18 protein-coding genes are annotated in these 16,529 nt (G+C 35.7%); all 18 read left to right on the top strand.

Annotated elements, in window-relative coordinates:
* Positions 1-194 precede the first annotated feature (194 nt).
* The 18 genes from BLV50_RS27090 to BLV50_RS27010 all read left to right on the top strand — a co-directional run bounded on the left by BLV50_RS27090 (position 195) and on the right by BLV50_RS27010 (position 16,419).
* Positions 195-2,069 carry a DEAD/DEAH box helicase gene (locus BLV50_RS27090; protein WP_090810893.1) on the top strand — a complete coding sequence of 625 codons (1,875 nt, stop codon included), beginning with the start codon at positions 195-197 and terminating at the stop codon, positions 2,067-2,069.
* Between the two features lie 3 nt (positions 2,070-2,072).
* A complete protein-coding gene (locus tag BLV50_RS27085) occupies positions 2,073-2,387 on the top strand; it encodes a hypothetical protein (protein ID WP_090810891.1) in 315 nt (104 codons plus the stop codon).
* A 93-nt stretch (positions 2,388-2,480) separates the two neighbouring features.
* Positions 2,481-3,485: a hypothetical protein gene (locus BLV50_RS27080; RefSeq protein WP_090810889.1), complete on the top strand. Its 1,005-nt coding sequence runs from the start codon at positions 2,481-2,483 to the stop codon at positions 3,483-3,485.
* Positions 3,486-4,008: 523 nt separating this feature from the next.
* Entirely contained in the window at positions 4,009-4,695 is a 687-nt protein-coding gene (locus BLV50_RS27075; RefSeq protein ID WP_090810887.1) for a sigma-70 family RNA polymerase sigma factor, read from the top strand.
* Positions 4,696-4,791: 96 nt separating this feature from the next.
* Complete coding sequence (locus tag BLV50_RS27070; protein ID WP_090810885.1) at positions 4,792-5,448, top strand: hypothetical protein; 657 nt, start codon at positions 4,792-4,794, stop codon at positions 5,446-5,448.
* A 315-nt stretch (positions 5,449-5,763) separates the two neighbouring features.
* Positions 5,764-6,348 carry an SLATT domain-containing protein gene (locus BLV50_RS27065; protein ID WP_090810883.1) on the top strand — a complete coding sequence of 195 codons (585 nt, stop codon included), beginning with the start codon at positions 5,764-5,766 and terminating at the stop codon, positions 6,346-6,348.
* A gap of 24 nt (positions 6,349-6,372) precedes the next feature.
* Positions 6,373-7,716: an SMODS domain-containing nucleotidyltransferase gene (locus tag BLV50_RS27060; RefSeq protein ID WP_090810881.1), complete on the top strand. Its 1,344-nt coding sequence runs from the start codon at positions 6,373-6,375 to the stop codon at positions 7,714-7,716.
* A 296-nt stretch (positions 7,717-8,012) separates the two neighbouring features.
* Positions 8,013-8,330: a hypothetical protein gene (locus BLV50_RS27055; RefSeq protein ID WP_090810878.1), complete on the top strand. Its 318-nt coding sequence runs from the start codon at positions 8,013-8,015 to the stop codon at positions 8,328-8,330.
* A 78-nt stretch (positions 8,331-8,408) separates the two neighbouring features.
* Positions 8,409-8,870, top strand: coding sequence for a hypothetical protein (locus tag BLV50_RS27050; RefSeq protein ID WP_218135434.1), 462 nt, complete (start codon positions 8,409-8,411; stop codon positions 8,868-8,870).
* A gap of 32 nt (positions 8,871-8,902) precedes the next feature.
* Positions 8,903-9,964, top strand: a complete 1,062-nt coding sequence (locus BLV50_RS27045) for a hypothetical protein (protein ID WP_218135433.1) — start codon at positions 8,903-8,905, stop codon at positions 9,962-9,964.
* 94 nt (positions 9,965-10,058) lie between these two features.
* Complete coding sequence (locus tag BLV50_RS33615) at positions 10,059-10,193, top strand: hypothetical protein (RefSeq protein WP_256338060.1); 135 nt, start codon at positions 10,059-10,061, stop codon at positions 10,191-10,193.
* Positions 10,194-10,428: 235 nt separating this feature from the next.
* Positions 10,429-10,719 carry a hypothetical protein gene (locus tag BLV50_RS27040; RefSeq protein ID WP_090810872.1) on the top strand — a complete coding sequence of 97 codons (291 nt, stop codon included), beginning with the start codon at positions 10,429-10,431 and terminating at the stop codon, positions 10,717-10,719.
* Between the two features lie 256 nt (positions 10,720-10,975).
* Positions 10,976-11,704 (top strand): LytTR family transcriptional regulator DNA-binding domain-containing protein, encoded by a 729-nt coding sequence (locus BLV50_RS27035; protein WP_090810870.1) that lies wholly within the window; start codon positions 10,976-10,978, stop codon positions 11,702-11,704.
* A 961-nt stretch (positions 11,705-12,665) separates the two neighbouring features.
* On the top strand, positions 12,666-12,986 hold the full coding sequence (locus BLV50_RS27030; protein ID WP_090810868.1) for a hypothetical protein: 321 nt from the start codon (positions 12,666-12,668) through the stop codon (positions 12,984-12,986).
* A complete protein-coding gene (locus BLV50_RS27025; protein ID WP_090810866.1) occupies positions 12,986-13,438 on the top strand; it encodes a hypothetical protein in 453 nt (150 codons plus the stop codon). The genes BLV50_RS27030 and BLV50_RS27025 overlap by 1 nt, the downstream gene beginning before the upstream one ends.
* Positions 13,435-13,704, top strand: a complete 270-nt coding sequence (locus BLV50_RS27020; protein ID WP_090810864.1) for a hypothetical protein — start codon at positions 13,435-13,437, stop codon at positions 13,702-13,704. The genes BLV50_RS27025 and BLV50_RS27020 overlap by 4 nt, the downstream gene beginning before the upstream one ends.
* 8 nt (positions 13,705-13,712) lie before the next feature.
* A complete protein-coding gene (locus tag BLV50_RS27015) occupies positions 13,713-15,656 on the top strand; it encodes a hypothetical protein (RefSeq protein ID WP_090810862.1) in 1,944 nt (647 codons plus the stop codon).
* Positions 15,571-16,419: a hypothetical protein gene (locus BLV50_RS27010; protein ID WP_090810860.1), complete on the top strand. Its 849-nt coding sequence runs from the start codon at positions 15,571-15,573 to the stop codon at positions 16,417-16,419. The genes BLV50_RS27015 and BLV50_RS27010 overlap by 86 nt, the downstream gene beginning before the upstream one ends.
* Positions 16,420-16,529: the final 110 nt, after the last annotated feature.

The following is a 16,529-nucleotide window of genomic DNA, read 5'->3' as shown; positions in this document are numbered from 1 at the left end:
CATCCTCTCAATAGTAGGTGCTATTTATTTTATAATATAATTTCGTGGAATGCTATGCGCTCCAGAATGAACGTAAGGTCTAGATAATTGTATTTATTGAGAATTTCGTATAAGCAATAGGGATATTTTTGAAAACCTGATATAATTAATCATAAAATACTCACTTGCAGATTAGCCACTGGAGGAATTCAAAAATGAATACTGCCGAAGCGTACTTTAAGAGTGTTAACCCGTTTATAGAAGGAAATAATTCGTTGCGTGATCCGCAAAGAGTTGCTCATCGAAGGTTAAAGGAGAGTTTTATTTCTAATCCTGAAACTCATAAAATTATTGTACTTCCTACCGGAACTGGTAAAACAGGAACAATGGGTTTGGCTCCGTATGAGATTAGTGATGGTAAAGTTTTAATCATCACACCAGGAAAGGTTATTCGTGAGGGTGTATCCGACGAATTTGACACAAGGACTCCATTCAACTTTTGGACAAGACGTAATGTTATCCTGGATGAAGCAAAATTACCTAATGTGTATAGATATGCAGGATACCAGACCCCAGCAGACAGAAAGAGAATATTGGGATACTTGGATAACGCTGACGTTGTTATTGCCAATATACATAAGGTCTATAGTTCAAGTTCCAAAAAAGCGCTTGTGAATATCTTGCAATCAAATTTTTTTGACATGATTATCATTGATGAGGCACATCATGCTGCAGCTGACTCGTGGTTAAAAACACTGGAGCATTTTAATGCATCAAAGATTGTAAAATTAACTGCCACACCAATTAGAGGTGATTATAAAGAAATAGATGGAGAAGTCATCTATAGATACGAGCTTGCCGATGCTATTAAAGATGGTTTAGTTAAAAACATTGTGGCTGAAGATTACACTACGGAAAAATTAGAATTCTTAGTTGACGGTCAACTTGTCGATAAAGAGGCCGCTTTAGAAGCGATGGATGAGAAATGGGTTACACGATCAGTGGCTTACTCCCCATCATGCAATAGAACAATTGTTGAGATGAGTATTAGAAGGCTCAATGAAAAGCGAAGCCAAGGAAAAGCACATCATCAGATTCTTGCAGTCGCATGTGACATCAATCATGCAAAAGACGTCAAGAGTCTGTACGAAGAATATGGCCTGAGTGCTGCTGTTGCTTCAAGCGATGACCCAGATAATGCTGAGGAAGTTATCATTGATTTTAAAAAGGGGCTTCTAGATGTAGTTGTGAACGTAAATATGTTAGGGGAAGGTTTCGATCACCCTAATATAAGCATTGCAGCTATCTTTAGACCTTTCAGAAGCTTTCCACCTTATGCACAGTTCATTGGTAGAGCGCTTAGGAAACTTGCAGATGGAGACAATGCAATTGATAACATCGCACATGTTGTGTATCATACTGAACTCGGCTTAGATGAACTTTGGACCTTCTATACTGGACAAAAGACAAAAGCAGAGAGAAAGAAAGTATTGGAGCTTGAATATTACCGAGAACAGGGTAATAAGCAGGATAGGGGCATAGGAGAAGTAAGCACTCATGGTGAAGTAGTTATCAATTCGAGAGAATTCCTTACTGATGGTATTTCTAGCATATATCAAGATCAAATTCTTGAGAGTATTCAAGCTCAAGAAACAAAGATCCAAAAAGTGGCCGACCTGATGAAAGCTGCCGGTCATTCTGAAGATGAAGTGAATGATTATAAACTCTCTCAAAAACGAAAATTAGATAGTGAAATCACACAAAAAAGAAGTAAACTACGTGAAGAACTTATTCGTGAAGAATTGCATAAAATCCACAAAGAAGATATTATAAATCGAGTTGAGGAACTCTTTGTGGAAACGGGGACTAACCCCAAAGGTAACGAATTGCCTAGAAGCACAACGAATGTGTTTCTTAGCAGTTCAGGTACGAATGACGCATATGTGATTAAATACATTAATTCAACACTTAAAATTAAGATTAAACGTGGGATCGATGAATGGGAATCTTATGACTTTGAACAGGCACGAGTACTACTTGGAGACATTATACAAGCTATTCGTGACAAGATCACCAATATGGAGGGATAAGCTATGCGTGACGAGATTGAACACATTGCCAGACTGTTGTCTTATGACGGGCCTACAGCTACGGAACTTATACAAGAAGCTGTTGAAAAAGATAGTAAGTACACAGTTACAATTCAAGGGGATATAACTATACTGACAATTGTGGCAACCTTAGCTTACAGTTTAGAGGTTACTGATGTGTATCAGTATAATTTGGAAGGACAATTAATTAAACAAACTTTAACTACAAATGGTAAAGAACGTACCATTTTTGATAAGTACAAGGAAGCAAAGGATACTCTAACTAAAATGCACTTGAGAAATAAAAAGGTGTCTTAGTTTTTGCATAGATCGTTTAGTGTTACTTCACACACTGAACGGTCTTTTTTATAGATCATTATTTCTTCATACTCCAATTAAGAGGTGCTATTGTTGCTAAAATTTTTCAAGAAGTTCCTTACAAAGAAACATGAAAAAGAAGCCGCTCATATTGAAACTTTCTCTTCAAAACATGAGGTTGCTGATATACCGACTGAAATTCAATCTAATTCAATCTTAGCTAAAATCGTTTACTTGAAGAACAACAGAGTCGTAGGACTTCCTAATACTTATTATGGAGCTCAAGGTGTTGTTCATTTAGAAGAAGACAGATATTTCGAGGCAGCACAACTAGTCTATGATAAATTTGGGATAGGAGATCATATAAGCCGTATTGAAATCATTTCAGGTTTAAATATCGGTGAATGTCTGGCAACACTAGAGAACGAAAAGCTTAAAATATCAATACGTTTAAGTCTTAATCTATTAGGGGTGGATGAACACAGTGGCTGCATACATCCTTTTTCCCAAGAGAGTTGTAAGAAGTTTACTGACACTTTGGCACACGAATTATTTCATGCACAGTCTATTATTGATTTAACCGGAAGATTTGGTCTGAAAGAGTATCGTTCAATCCTCGAATCCAATAACGGTATTGCAAAATTTGGTTGGACCATTATGGACGAATACAGTGTGTGCAGATTAACAGCTGAGGAATATCATTCATATGATTCCACTGAGGATGTTAAGATACGGATGTCATTTTTTGATACTTTAGCTATAGAAATTCAGTACTTTAGTAAAAATGGTGGACCTACTCCTCAGCAAAGAACTGATTTGATCGATAGGATAGTTGCTATAAACTATGCGCTAGCAACAAGATGTGCATTTGCAGATGTTTCTGGGGACACTGAAGAACATTTGAATTTATTAAAATGGAACTCTGGATATAAACCATACATAACCAAGGCAAGACAAATATTCAATCAATATTATGCGATGCAACCCCTTAGCAGGGCACAATATAAGGAGATAGGATATAAATTAATGGAATCAATGTTGTTCTTTTTAGTGTCTACAGAGATTGATAGTGTAGTAGAGCTGTTGTTTGATGAATAATAGCTTTGATAACTGTGAAACTAAAACTTCTAGAGTATCGTATAACGCCTATAACCAATCATTGTATTTTTATTGGTTTCAAAGGAACATTAGGAGGGAAAACGAACACTATAGGGCAATTCAACTTTTTTGGAGAGATCAAAGTTTATCTGAGATCTCTTATTTAAGTTTCAATTGTTATATCCGATGTCTACTCCTGAATGTTTGAACGTTATCAAATCTATGTAGAATATTCATGTATCAACGAGTTATGCAAGACTAAGCTCGCCTTGAAGCTTGGGGTGATTTTACATCTAACAGCTAACATCTAACATTGAAATATTTGTTCTAGCCCTCAAACATTTATGTTAAAAGGATAGGATTAACTTATATCAAATCAACATTTATATTGATTATAAGAAATTATTTTTGTTAATTTGTCTACTTTTCAGTAAATTGGCTCCCTATAGTAATAAGGGATGTACACAACCTGTGCAAACTCAGAACCATCATCTGTGACTAAAAGGAGGAAAACAAATGATTAATGAATACAATTATTATGGAGGTAGATCTCATGTCGTCTTTAGAGCCTGTAGCATCAGAAGATTACGAGAAGCTGCACAGGGCTTTTCTAAGTAACGAGATATTCACCCCAGAGTTGAATGTGATACTTGAATCTTTGAAAGCGAAGTTGAAATCTTCTGTTACTAGATCAAAAGACTACAGTTGGAGTCCAGAGGATATTGATGACATTGTGAGTGAATCGATCAAGCTTACAATAGAAGCAGCAAAAAAAGGTGAAATAAGCGTAAGCTTTATTGGAGCAGCATTGTACAATTTGAAAACGGTAAAAATGAATTATACGACTTGTTATAAAGCACCTAGGCGTAAACAAGTTAAAGGCGTACGAAAATTTCATTATTACGAAAATGCTTCTATGGATCAGAGTAAAGAAGAATTTATAGTTCATTCAAAGATTCCACCAGGTGAGAATTATAAAAATCAACCTGATCATATTTTTCTCAATAAAGAGGCAGCAAATGAAGTAAGATACGCTTTGAATTGCTGTGATCCTAGAACAAAAACAATTTTGTGGAATATTTTCATGAATAATAAGAAAAACAAAGTAATTGGACAGGAATTGGGCCTTAACGAAGGGTATGTTTCGAAACTGAAAAAAAGAGGTCTGGAGAAAATGAAAGAATCTTTAGAAGATTATTTTCGAGATTGACACCTTCTTAGTAGAGAACAACTTTTAAAATTTGAATATAACAATGCCAATCCCCTTTCAGAGAAAGGGGGGTGGGATTTTTAAAGGAGATAAATTATGCCAAGGAATCCGAGTTTTATTAGACGGGTAACTTTTAGCGCTGATTCAATGATGAATAAAAATGAGAGAAATTCAGACTTTCCTCTAAGCAATTTTTGGTCACAATTAATTAGAGAACTTTTATCGTATGTTGAATTTCAATTATTGTGTGAGAGCACTATTGACCAAATATTAGATGATTATGAATTAAACAGAATCTTGAAAAATGTCGAAGAAGAGAAGATACAAAAACAATTTTTTGAATTGTATTTATTTAAAGAGTTAGAGAAGTTTTCTTTATTTAACAACGATAGAACTAAGAGATTATCTAGATTTTATAAGAACTATGATAAAAAGAACTTTGATTTTTTAGATTGTATTGATCGCATTAATTTTAGTGAAAAATATACAATGGAAGCAGAAAAATTGCATTATAAAGAACTATCATATCCTTTAACTAGTTCTCTCAGTGAATTTGAACTGAATAATTTAAACAAAAGATTATTATATTATAAAAATAATACAAAAAATGATTGTAGTAAAAAACGAATAAGTGAAGATATAAAATCATTGGCAATAAATAACCATCTACTGGATTCAGACAGTGAGGAATGTGTTTTTATGAATGTATCTCAAGCAAGGGTGTTACTTAAAGAATTGATTGATTCTTTATGAAGCCTCTTGTGAATCACTTATTATCAGAATCAGCTCATGAACAATTCCCACGTCAGATAGCAGCAGTTAGATGAGATTTATAACTTTACTAGGATTTAAAAGCTAGATAAATTGAATTGTCTAAAAAGATAAATAGTAGATCGTTTAACATTGTGGAAATGTCCTTATATCCCGACCTAGCACCTGTAAAAAACACAAAACTTCAAAATATATTTAGTGAGTTAATAGCAAATGTAATGACATACATTTGTTTAATAGTAATTTATGAGTTTTTGTTAAATAAGATATAGAAAAAATAGAAATGGAGAAGATTATATGGATGTCAATTCTCGTAATGAAAATGATTTATCTGTGCTTGAGGATCAATTAAGAGAGATTTATGGAAGATTAGTTTATACTCATAAAACTCACGAGAAGGCTGCAGATCTAACATTGAAAAAGTGGGATAGAGTAAAAATATGGCAGATTGTAATTTCTACTGCTGTAACTTCTAGTTTAGTAGCAGCACTTTTCGGGGATGCAATGTACGCAACAGTTACTAGTGCCATACTTTCAGCTATATCCTTAGGAATTAATTTATTTTTGAAAAACTATGACTTAGGGAAACATGCACAACAATATTCAGATTCAGCCAATAAATTATGGGTGATTCGAGAAAAATATCTTTCATTACTCACAGATATTCGAATCGGCACACCGGACATCACTGAAATTCAACGAAAACGTAATGAACTACAGGACGAGCTATCCCAAATCTATGAGTCTGCACCTAGAACTAACAAGAAGGCGTATGATCAAGCCAGTCAAGCCTTAAAAGAGTTGGAGGAACTGACGTTCTCTGATGATGAAATCGATAAGTTTTTGCCTAGGCAAATAAGAAAGACAAATATCAAGAACTAAGCAACGTAATGAGGAGGAAGAGATTTGTTAGAAACTGCATTTGAAGAATATTGTGAGAGCTTAGAAATAGATAACATGGAAAGTATCACAAAGCGTTATTCTGAAATTGTAAAAAGACTTAATAAATCATACTGGGATTCAGAAGATGATGAGGAACACGGGTATTTAGTAGGATCTTTAGGGAGACATACAGCAATAAAAGGCGTCAGTGATTTGGATATGTTATTTGTACTCCCTGACTCGGTTTATTCAGAGTACAATTCTAAGGAGGGCAATAAGCAGTCCAAACTACTTCAAGCAGTGAAGAAAGAGATTAAAAAAAGATATCCTCGAACTACTGTACGAGGCGATGGTCAGGTTGTAGTAGTAAAATTTGAAAGTATTAATTATATTGCTGAAGTATGTCCAGTTTTTGCTGAGAGTGATGGTAGTTTTACTTATCCTGACTCAAATAATGGGGGTAGTTGGAAAAAAACCAACCCTATTCCTGAGATTTCAGAGAGCGAAATCATTAATGATGAGACTAATGATCATTACCGTCATATTTGTAACATGATACGTGCATGGAAAAATGAACAAGGTTTTAAATTTGGCGGTTTATTAATAGATACTCTTGTATATGATTTTTTCAATGAGAAGGCAGAACGAAAAAATATTAAATTTACTGATTATTTAGCAACTTTTAAGGAACTTTTTGAATATCTAAAAAATCTAAAGGAAGATAGAAAATACTGGTTTGCATTAGGAAGCAATCAGAAAGTTTATAATAAAAAATGTAAGTTTGTTAAGAATGCAAAGACTGCGTTTGAAAAAATAAAAGATTTGACAGTTGAAAGCAATAATCTATATAGCTCTTTACAATTAATTTTTGGTGAATCGTTCAGTGAACCTGAATCAACAGAGGAGGCAGTTGCTAAATCCTTGTCTTCACTCAGTATGAACACTAATCACACTGAACAGTTTATTCATAGCATGTTTCCAGTTGACATTCGGTTTGATTTAAGAATCGAATGTGAAGTTACTCAAGATGGGTTTCGTAACGAGCTATTGCGTAAAATGAAGTTTCTTCGTCCACAAAAACAGCTACTTTTTTATATTGAAGATAATGAAATAGATCTATTAAATTCGAAGATTGAGGATGAAGAGGATAAAATAGAGTATGAAGTCTACTGGAAGGTGTTAAATCGTGGTGAAGAAGCAGTAAGAAGAAATTGTATACGTGGGCAGATTATCAAAGATCAAGGTAAGCAGACATTAAAAGAAGCCTCAAAGTTTCGTGGAGAACACTATGTAGAATGCTATCTCGTTTCTAACGGCATTTGTTTAGCGAGAGACAAGATTATCGTGCCAATAAGTGAATGGTTGTAATTTATCTTTCATTTTAGAGTTATATATTTCTGAAACTATTGGGGTGTGAATTAATGATTTCTCATTTATTTCGCACCTCAATTCATATACTTTTAATAGGAATTTGAAAATTTGGCCACTCCTCAAACAAACCTCAATAGGACCTTGAAGAATTGTAAGAACCAAATTGTTTTTCTACAGAAAGAATGGTGGGGTATTTTTGGACAGAGAATTGCAGAAATATAATTATAGTGAGTATTACTCTAAAATTAGAGGTCAAATGAATAATAAGGTTGCTTTATTAACGAAGGATAACTGTGAGTATATTAGAGGCTCCAACAGCTCTTCTGATCAAGGACAATGAGTTTGAAGAACCATTATATTTGAGAGAGGGCATAGAAATAGTTTTTACTCAAGATTATATTCGTCTACTCCCGGAAATTGGATTGGAAGCTGAATTCATAGTTAAAAACGAGCTTGAGACTCCAAAGGAAAAACCAGTTTGGTACATTATGAGATCGGGTAAGCTATCTAAAGTATATTCTAAAGAACATATTAATTTAGCGAATTCAATTGAGATATACTCTTGTCAGAAAATCCCTTCTTTTTTGTGGAAGCGAGAACAGGTTAAATAAACTTTCCCGAAAGTAAAACTAGATCCTGCAGGGTACTATATCAACAAAGTTAACATGCAGATGTGTCCTCTATTCGATGTGAAGACACTTTCAGTTACTAATGAATTTGTCATATATTCAGAACTTGATTACTATAGGGATCACTCCTTTTTGGTTAGGCTAGAAGCTCTTTTTCATTTATTACCCAAAGCATGGAAGATAAATGTGCATCAAGATCATATAGAAACCGTGGCATTATATAGAGGAGATCCTTTTGTACGATTACTTTCCAGTGCCTTTGAAGGTTCACCGTTGTCCAAAAAACTTAATATAGAAGAAATCGAACAGGATGATATCGTCTGTACGCTGTGGGATATAGAACCTATCCGAGATATTCTTAATATGAATAACAGAAAGATAACTTTACTTATTCCGAGAGGGATAACTGAAGAAGGATTAGCTGTGTTTTCTCTTGATCAAGATAAGTGGTTTAGGGAAAAATTTCATGTGTTTTGGGCGATGAACAGGTTAAAAGGTTATCAGAGTAATGACGATTTTTAATGAAAATCTCCGATTAAACTACCACACCCATCATGGGCGGGGCGTTAACAGGTGCTGAAGAGGTGTTTGTATTGTTGAAATTGTTAATTAATATATTTTCGAAGAAGCATGAACATAATTCTGATCAGACTGAGTTAGCCTTATCGATAAAGGAGGTCACTGATACACCAGCTGAAATTCATACTAATCCGTTCTTAGACAAAATTGTTTATTTGAAGAACAACAAAGTAACAGCACTGCCTCTAGTATATAGTGGAAAAGATGGTGTTGTTCATCTAGAAGAAAATAGATACTTTGAAGCAGCCCAAACCATCTACGAAGAGTTCGGTATAGGGCAGTATATTAGTCAAATTGAAATTATAAATGGAGTAAATAAGGGAGAGTGCCAAGCTAAGGTTGAGAATGAGGACTTTAGTATCACAATTCGGTTAAGTTTATTTCAACTAGGAGTTGTGGAACATAGTGGTTACATATATCCATTTACAAAGGATCGCTGTAAACAGTTTACTGACACTTTTGCTCACGAATTATTTCATGCAAAAACCATTGTTGATTTTATTGAGAAATATGGATTGAAGGAGTACCGTTTGATCGCAGATCCGAAAATAAGTATTGCCAAATTTGGTTGGGTCATAATGGATGAGTATAGTGCTTGTAGATTAACAGCTGAAAAGTATAACTCATATGATTCCCATGAATCAGTAGAGAGGTATATGAATGTGTTCGGTTCCTTGGCACGGGAAATTATTAGCGTTCAACAGAACGGAGTGATATCTATTCAACAAATTGGGAAAATAATCAATAGGATAGTGGCCACAAACTATGCACTGGCAACGAGATGTGCATTTGCAGATGTTTCAGGTGATACTGAAGAACATTTGAAAGTAATAAATTCCATTTACGAACCTTTCATATTAAGAACTAATATGATATTTCAGGACTACTTTGTAAAGCAACCACTTAGTTTGGATCAATACACAGAGATCGGATTCAAATTAATGGAATCAATGCTTTTCTTTATGAAACCTTCAGAAGTTAAGAATATAGTAGAATTGTTGTTTGATGAACAATTATTTTCTGACATAAGCGTCTAGAACTTCGTATAACTAAAAATTAACGTAAGGAGAGGTCGGCTTTGCTAAAAGTGAGAGAAGGCGTAGCTTTACAAATGCAGCCAGTATTTCACGTATGACACAAATACCGGTAGAAACGATAGATATTCAGATCAAGATTGAAGATAATCCATTTAAAGGAGAAAAAAATGCTAAAAGTTATCTACTAAAAGAATTTGGATTGAATTGGAACTTAAGAAGAATAAGATAAAATATAAACATTCCATAAGTCAGTTGAGAATTCTTAAGTCTGATTTAAGTAGTGAACTTGAGCAAGCTAAAGCCTATACTGCTGTTATCGCTTCATAGCAATAGTTGTAACTATCCTTGCTACCGTTACTAATTTAATATTTAGCAATAGTAATAGGGTTGCTGATCTTATAGCTATAATTGACGAAAAAGTAATAATAAACGAAGAAAACAAGGTTGAGATATATAGGGAACAGTTGGAATACGCAAATAAAATAACAGAACAAATTAATTTGGTCGGTGATGTGCTATTGATATTGAGTATTGTAGTGCTTGGAAGTGTAGCAATTATAATCAGTTCAATAAAAACACTGGTCAGATTAAATGACCTGGTTTCTCAAGCTTGTGATGAGAAGATTGAAGAGGATAAGAGAGTAACGAAAAGCTTACAACAAGTAGAAGAAGAAATGGAACGATACAAGCTTAGTGAACTTATAAAGAAGAGAGAAGAATTAGACAAGAAGAGAATTCGGCTTCCAAAATGGTAAATACTAAAGATAAATGAGAAAAGACTTTTGATCCAGGATCAGAGGTGTAATATTAAAATTAAGTTAATGACATTTTGCACTCCATTTGTGGAGTGTTTTTTGTTTTTTTAGATTTTTCTTTCTATTATTTCTGTTGTTTCTTTTGTGAAAAGATGTAATTGTGTTTAAAGTTCAATGGAAGAAATACCTTTGTGATGATAAACTAAGTACATCATAAAGCATTATTCGTACATAGTTTGAGGAGGTTTTAGATTTGATGTTGCAAGCATTAGTGAGTGATCCTGCAGATGGACAACTCGTTAATATAAAAATAAATGACATTATATTTATAGAATCTGTGAATCGTATTATTACTTATCACCATAAAAACGGAAAAGTGTATAAAGCACCACAAAGATTAGAGGATTTTGAAAAAAGTATTATCTTAAAGTATATGAAATTATTTAGACTAGATCATCGAAATTTTGTTAAAATTTCTGCAATTAAAAATTATAATAAGAATGACGGAATAGTATATTTGAATAATGATTATAAAAATACAAATAATAAAACTTTCGCTCATGTAGCAGAAAAAAATTCCGCTTTCTTAGATCTTTCTTTAGGGTTAGTTGAAGAGTCAAGAGAGATGTTCGCACTAGTTATCAAAGAAGAAGATAAAGATTTAATTAACATTAATATTGATGATTGTTTGAAGATAGAATCTGTGAATCGTATTATTACTTATCATCACCGAAATGGATGTATTTATTCTACTCCTCAAAAGATGAGAGATTTCTCAACTAGTCATGCACTGAAAGAATTAGGAATAGTTAGATTGGATCATCGCAACCTTGTAAATCTAAATTATATTCGTTCATATGACGTACAAGAAGGGCTAGTTTATTTTGAAAAGGATGCTAAACCTTGCAGTAAAAATGCTCATGTTGCTGCAAAGAACAGGTCTTTCTTAAAGGCTCACTTAGAGTTGAATAATGAAAAACTATGAGAATAAAGATATGTGTTCTTAAAAATAAAGTGATTAGAATCTGTTTTATCATTACAGAATCGATCTTTAATCTTTTCTATACTTTCATTCAATTATGTCGTCGTACAATATAAAGCTAGGTATATAAGAAAAAAACATCTAGATGTGATATGTTCCAAAGGTGTACAAATTCTCCTGCTTGAAAAGGATATGTATAAGAGATTATCAAAATGGATCAGTTTAAGAATGATTTTGAAGGCATGCCAGTCGAATTGTAATGACTGCGGTTGATACTGTCTGGAAACAAGATAAGCTTCAGAAATCATTAGGTGAGATTTAGTATATCGACTCGAGAAAAAATGTTAGAAGGAGATGCTTGAATGCCACACTGGCAGCTAAAACACATAAATGGCGAGTTATATCCGGCAGACATACAGGTTATGACCATGGGCGATGCAGGATCTCTTAAGTAATTAGGGTGTAAGCAAATATTTTTATTATTCAGTATACAAAATTCTATTAATCCAGCGGCATTAGGAGCAAAACTTGGGGTAATGGGATTGATGTACTTGGACTGTTTATGCCATGAGTGATTCGAAGAGGATCAATATAGACTGGGACGTTTTATTTTGTTCATTATAGATTACAACGATGTATTGCAAGAATTACACTAAAGATATATAATGAACTTGTGCCAAAGAAATATAGTTCTTGTCAAATACAGAATAGAGTGTAGTCTCTAAGAGAGACTGTGCTCTGTTTTTTTTATTGGTAGGAGGAATGTATTTAGAATCTGATAGGCACAATCCCATTTAGGAGGTTTAACATGAAAGCAAAGCCGAAAATGTATCGAAAAACGATTATTGGGTTCACAGTACTTACCGTAATCGCAACTTCATTTGCAGACAGTAAGTTTACGGACATTTCATCTAATTATTACGTTTAAACCAGATCAGCATGTCACGGAAGCCGAATTCATCACGTGTTCATCAACGCCTTTGAAGGTGTTCAAGAGAGTGCAGATACTTATTGGGCTTCAGGGTACTATGAATATGCAAAGTCTCATAACTGGGCGATCAAGGGATACGGGAATACCAAAGAAGCAAGTACCAAAATCAATCGGACTCGTGTTGCTGAGATCGTTACCGGTGCTGTAGGAGTGAACTACTCTGGAGATAATGCAATTCGATATATGCTCACAAAGGGGCTTTCGGAAGGTAGAGGCTCAACTCCATCCGTTACAGGTTATCAAGGATCGTCGTTGCTTAAGAGATCCGAGGCTGTACAATTCATAAAAACCTGATGGATAAAGGTGTAACTGAAGTTAAGGAGCGCCCAACAAATCCATCCAATCCTAAAGATATTCCCGCATTACCTGGTGAGAACAGCTCCAATGGTAATGTAATACTCAAAGAATTGAAGAAAGAAGATGCTTCTCCGGATGTAGCTAGAGCAATTGAATTTATGTCCAAAGATACAGTTAGTGAAGCGTATGTAAAAGAATTCTTGAAAAGTATTACTATTAAAGATGGATTAGCAACTCTCACGGTGCCCAAGAATATCCCTAAAGGATATACAGTTTCTCTTTATGGTGTTGATGAGTCTGCGTATAACGCACCAGTAATCGGAGGTGAGACTAAGAAATTTAAGATTAACAAAGGATTTGGTTTATTCGTATTTGTTGGATCTGTAACTAAACAAAGTATCACAATTACGGAAAACGGAGATGTAATTTGGGGGGCTAAACACTCATGAATAAATCAAAAACAAATAGAGTTGTTAAGAGGCGTGCCATTATGGCAACGCTTCTTTTAATTCTCGTAATGCTGATATTTGTAGGATGGAAGGTTTTTGCTGCTACGACACCTCCATCATACGGGAAACAGTTCTACCCTTACACACGCGAAAAAGCAATTTTAGTAACCGGTGATCTAACACCGAGTGGGCCAGATCGACCGGATCTGAAGTATACTGCTAGAAATGCTTACGCTTTGTGGTCAGATTCCGATTCAGAGATCTAACGTCGAAAATGTGGAGTGATAAAACGCCTGGTGGAGAATACAAGGGAGTTATCACCTTTAATATTATTGAGGAAGAGGCTCAAGATGATTTCAATAAGAGGGAAGGGTACAATCTTATCCCCCTCAACGAAAAAAGTAATTCCTATGAACCTATCAAAATGGTTACTGATTGGGCAAATGGTAATCCAGATTACGTCATCAACAAGATTAAGGAAGGTTCGGATGAGAGTAACTACTATCTAAGGGCAAGTAATCGGTATTTCGTTGGTATAGCACTGCCTGAGAATACCTGGTACAGGCTACCTTCACTTGTAGCTCTTTCTGGTGGTGGACTCAATATGACTACGGACATGGTGGCTCAAACGCCGACCACGAGTAAAAATCGTGGTGTGACGTTTCCATCATTTAAAACCACGTACTCAACAACTCCATGGCCAAAGGTGTTCGCCATCTACGGGGCAGAGGATACGGATGAAAGGCAACTCGTGAGCTCCTCTAAAGGAAACCTTAGAATCAGTACACAGACATCATCCTATTGGGGGAATAAGCATAAACTGTGGTTTGTGGAAGGGAAATTTTCACAAGAACAGATTATGGCGGAGATCAATAAAACGACAGCAGCGTCCGGAAAAAAAGATGCTACGCGGTTTGATAGTTTTGCCAAGAATGTGTACAAAGAAATCAGCACAGGTGGTAAACAAACGTTCAGCCACAATACATCGATTCCGGTAACGGATATTAAAAAAATAACCAAAGCGGATGGGACAGTTAGAGATTATACACTCGTGGTGAGTGACGGATATGATCGAATTGCCGTCCAAAACTTTAAACTAGGTGTGTCTGATCCGGATCTGGCGGTAGACCCGGATAGTATTTCGATTACGCCTGCAGCTCCTCAGCCGGCAGGAAGTACGGCTTCGGTATCGATTGACGTGCTGAATAACGGTACCAATGATATCGCGAGTACGTACTTATTATGGCGTTGGAACTCAACAACTGCTGTTCAGAAAGTACCCATTGCAAACTTTAAAGCCGGTGAGCGGAGAAAGCTTAAAATTGAAATGAAATATCCTAGTCATCCGGATGTACTCATTTTCAACATTAACGGCTACAAAGATAATCCACCGAATGAGTCGGATTGGGAAAACAATAGGGCCCAATATAAAGTAGGTACCGGTTCAGTGAACTTACGAGCGACTGAGATCCGCGTAACGCCATCAAAGCCGCAAGCGGGACAGATTGCAAGGTTCCAGGTACTCGTTGAAAACGAAAGCTATACGGAAACAATCACGAACACGTATTTAGATTGGTCTATTAACGGGGTGGCCAAAGAACGAATTAGCTCCATTACCCTTGCACCACGGGAGAAGAAATGGATAACCGATTTGAAAGTTACGAGTGTTCCACAGGGTGACAAGCTCACGATCAAAGCAGAAATAAATAGTGGCCACAATCGACCTTCCAATGAATATCGAGAGGGTGGCCTAGATCCGTGGGTAGATAACAAGATTGAAAAAGTATACGACTTGAAGGAGAAGACACTGAATCTCTTTGTTAAGAGTGTAAGCTCCGGTACAGCTACTCAGAGCCAAAATGTGACCACTCGCGTGGAGGTTGGCCGTGAGAATCTTCCCGGTGATCCGATGGAGGCTAAGACTCTTGCTGTGAAACTCTTCCTCGTTGATGCAAGTGGCAAGGATACACTTGTTGGTACGCAGCAAGTCACTTTCTCTAAACCAGGAGAGAACAAAACCCTCATGATGAGCTGGAATACGGGTGGACAAGATTTAGGGAACTATAACTTGGTCGCTACCATCAATCTACCGCCATCACAAGGCGAAAAAACGTATCAGGATAATCAACTAAGTGCAGGATTCACCATATACGGTCGGGCTACCAACGGGTACGTGCAAAGTAACGAATCATACCTCCGACATTTCAGGCACTTATGAATATTGTGCGAGGTATGGAACAGGATACGACAGTAACGGTAACTCATACTCGTATTGTGCACGATATGAAACAGGTTATTATTATGAATATTTCAACTCCAATTTCAATAAAGCTTTATCTGGAACATTTGTTCAAGAAAATGCAGATGAAATCAATGGAACCGATGTACCGCTTGTCCGGAGTAACAGTACGACCATTAAAGCGGGACAGGGATTCAATTTTGTCATTGACTCCAAGTACACAGAGGACCGTGGTAAAACGGGTAACATATACCGGGCAGTAGCTCATTTCCCTAAAGCAGATGGTACGATCGAGGATATTGAGTTAGTTAAATTATCTTCCTCTACGAATCAGGTTCAATGGGGAATACCACTCGCTTGGGTAGCTAAGCATGGTGACGAGGTCATTTATAATGAGGGAGGAAATCCTGGATCGAGAAATCCCGAACAGGACAACTATTACTATCCAGGCGGCCATGCGTACTATGCGTCACTTGCTATGCCTGATGGGACCTATAACATTGGTGTAGATCTATATGCATCCGGAGTTAATAACCTAACACAATGTATCAATATTCAATACACAGTAATAGGAAACTTAATGGACGACTTCTATGTCAGACAAATCATGCCTGAAGATCCGTTCCCATCTGAGCTTTTCCCATCTGGGCCTACTATTCCATGGTTAAATTCAGTGGAAACACTTAATCGGTTCGCTGACTGGGTAAACTTTTCTGAGGATACTATGAATTGGCCGAACTGATTATTACAATCACCTAATAGGGCATAAAACAACGAAGAAACACTCTTTAATCAGGAGTGTTTCTTTATTTTTCTAACTTATTCAGACAAATCTCCTATAAAGAGTTTGGT

The sequence above is a fragment of the Paenibacillus sp. 276b genome (assembly GCF_900107875.1).
Taxonomy (GTDB): Bacteria; Bacillota; Bacilli; order Paenibacillales; family Paenibacillaceae; genus Paenibacillus; species Paenibacillus marchantiae.
The sequence above is the reverse complement of the archived record's forward strand: the minus strand, read 5'-3'. Positions and strand labels throughout refer to the sequence as shown.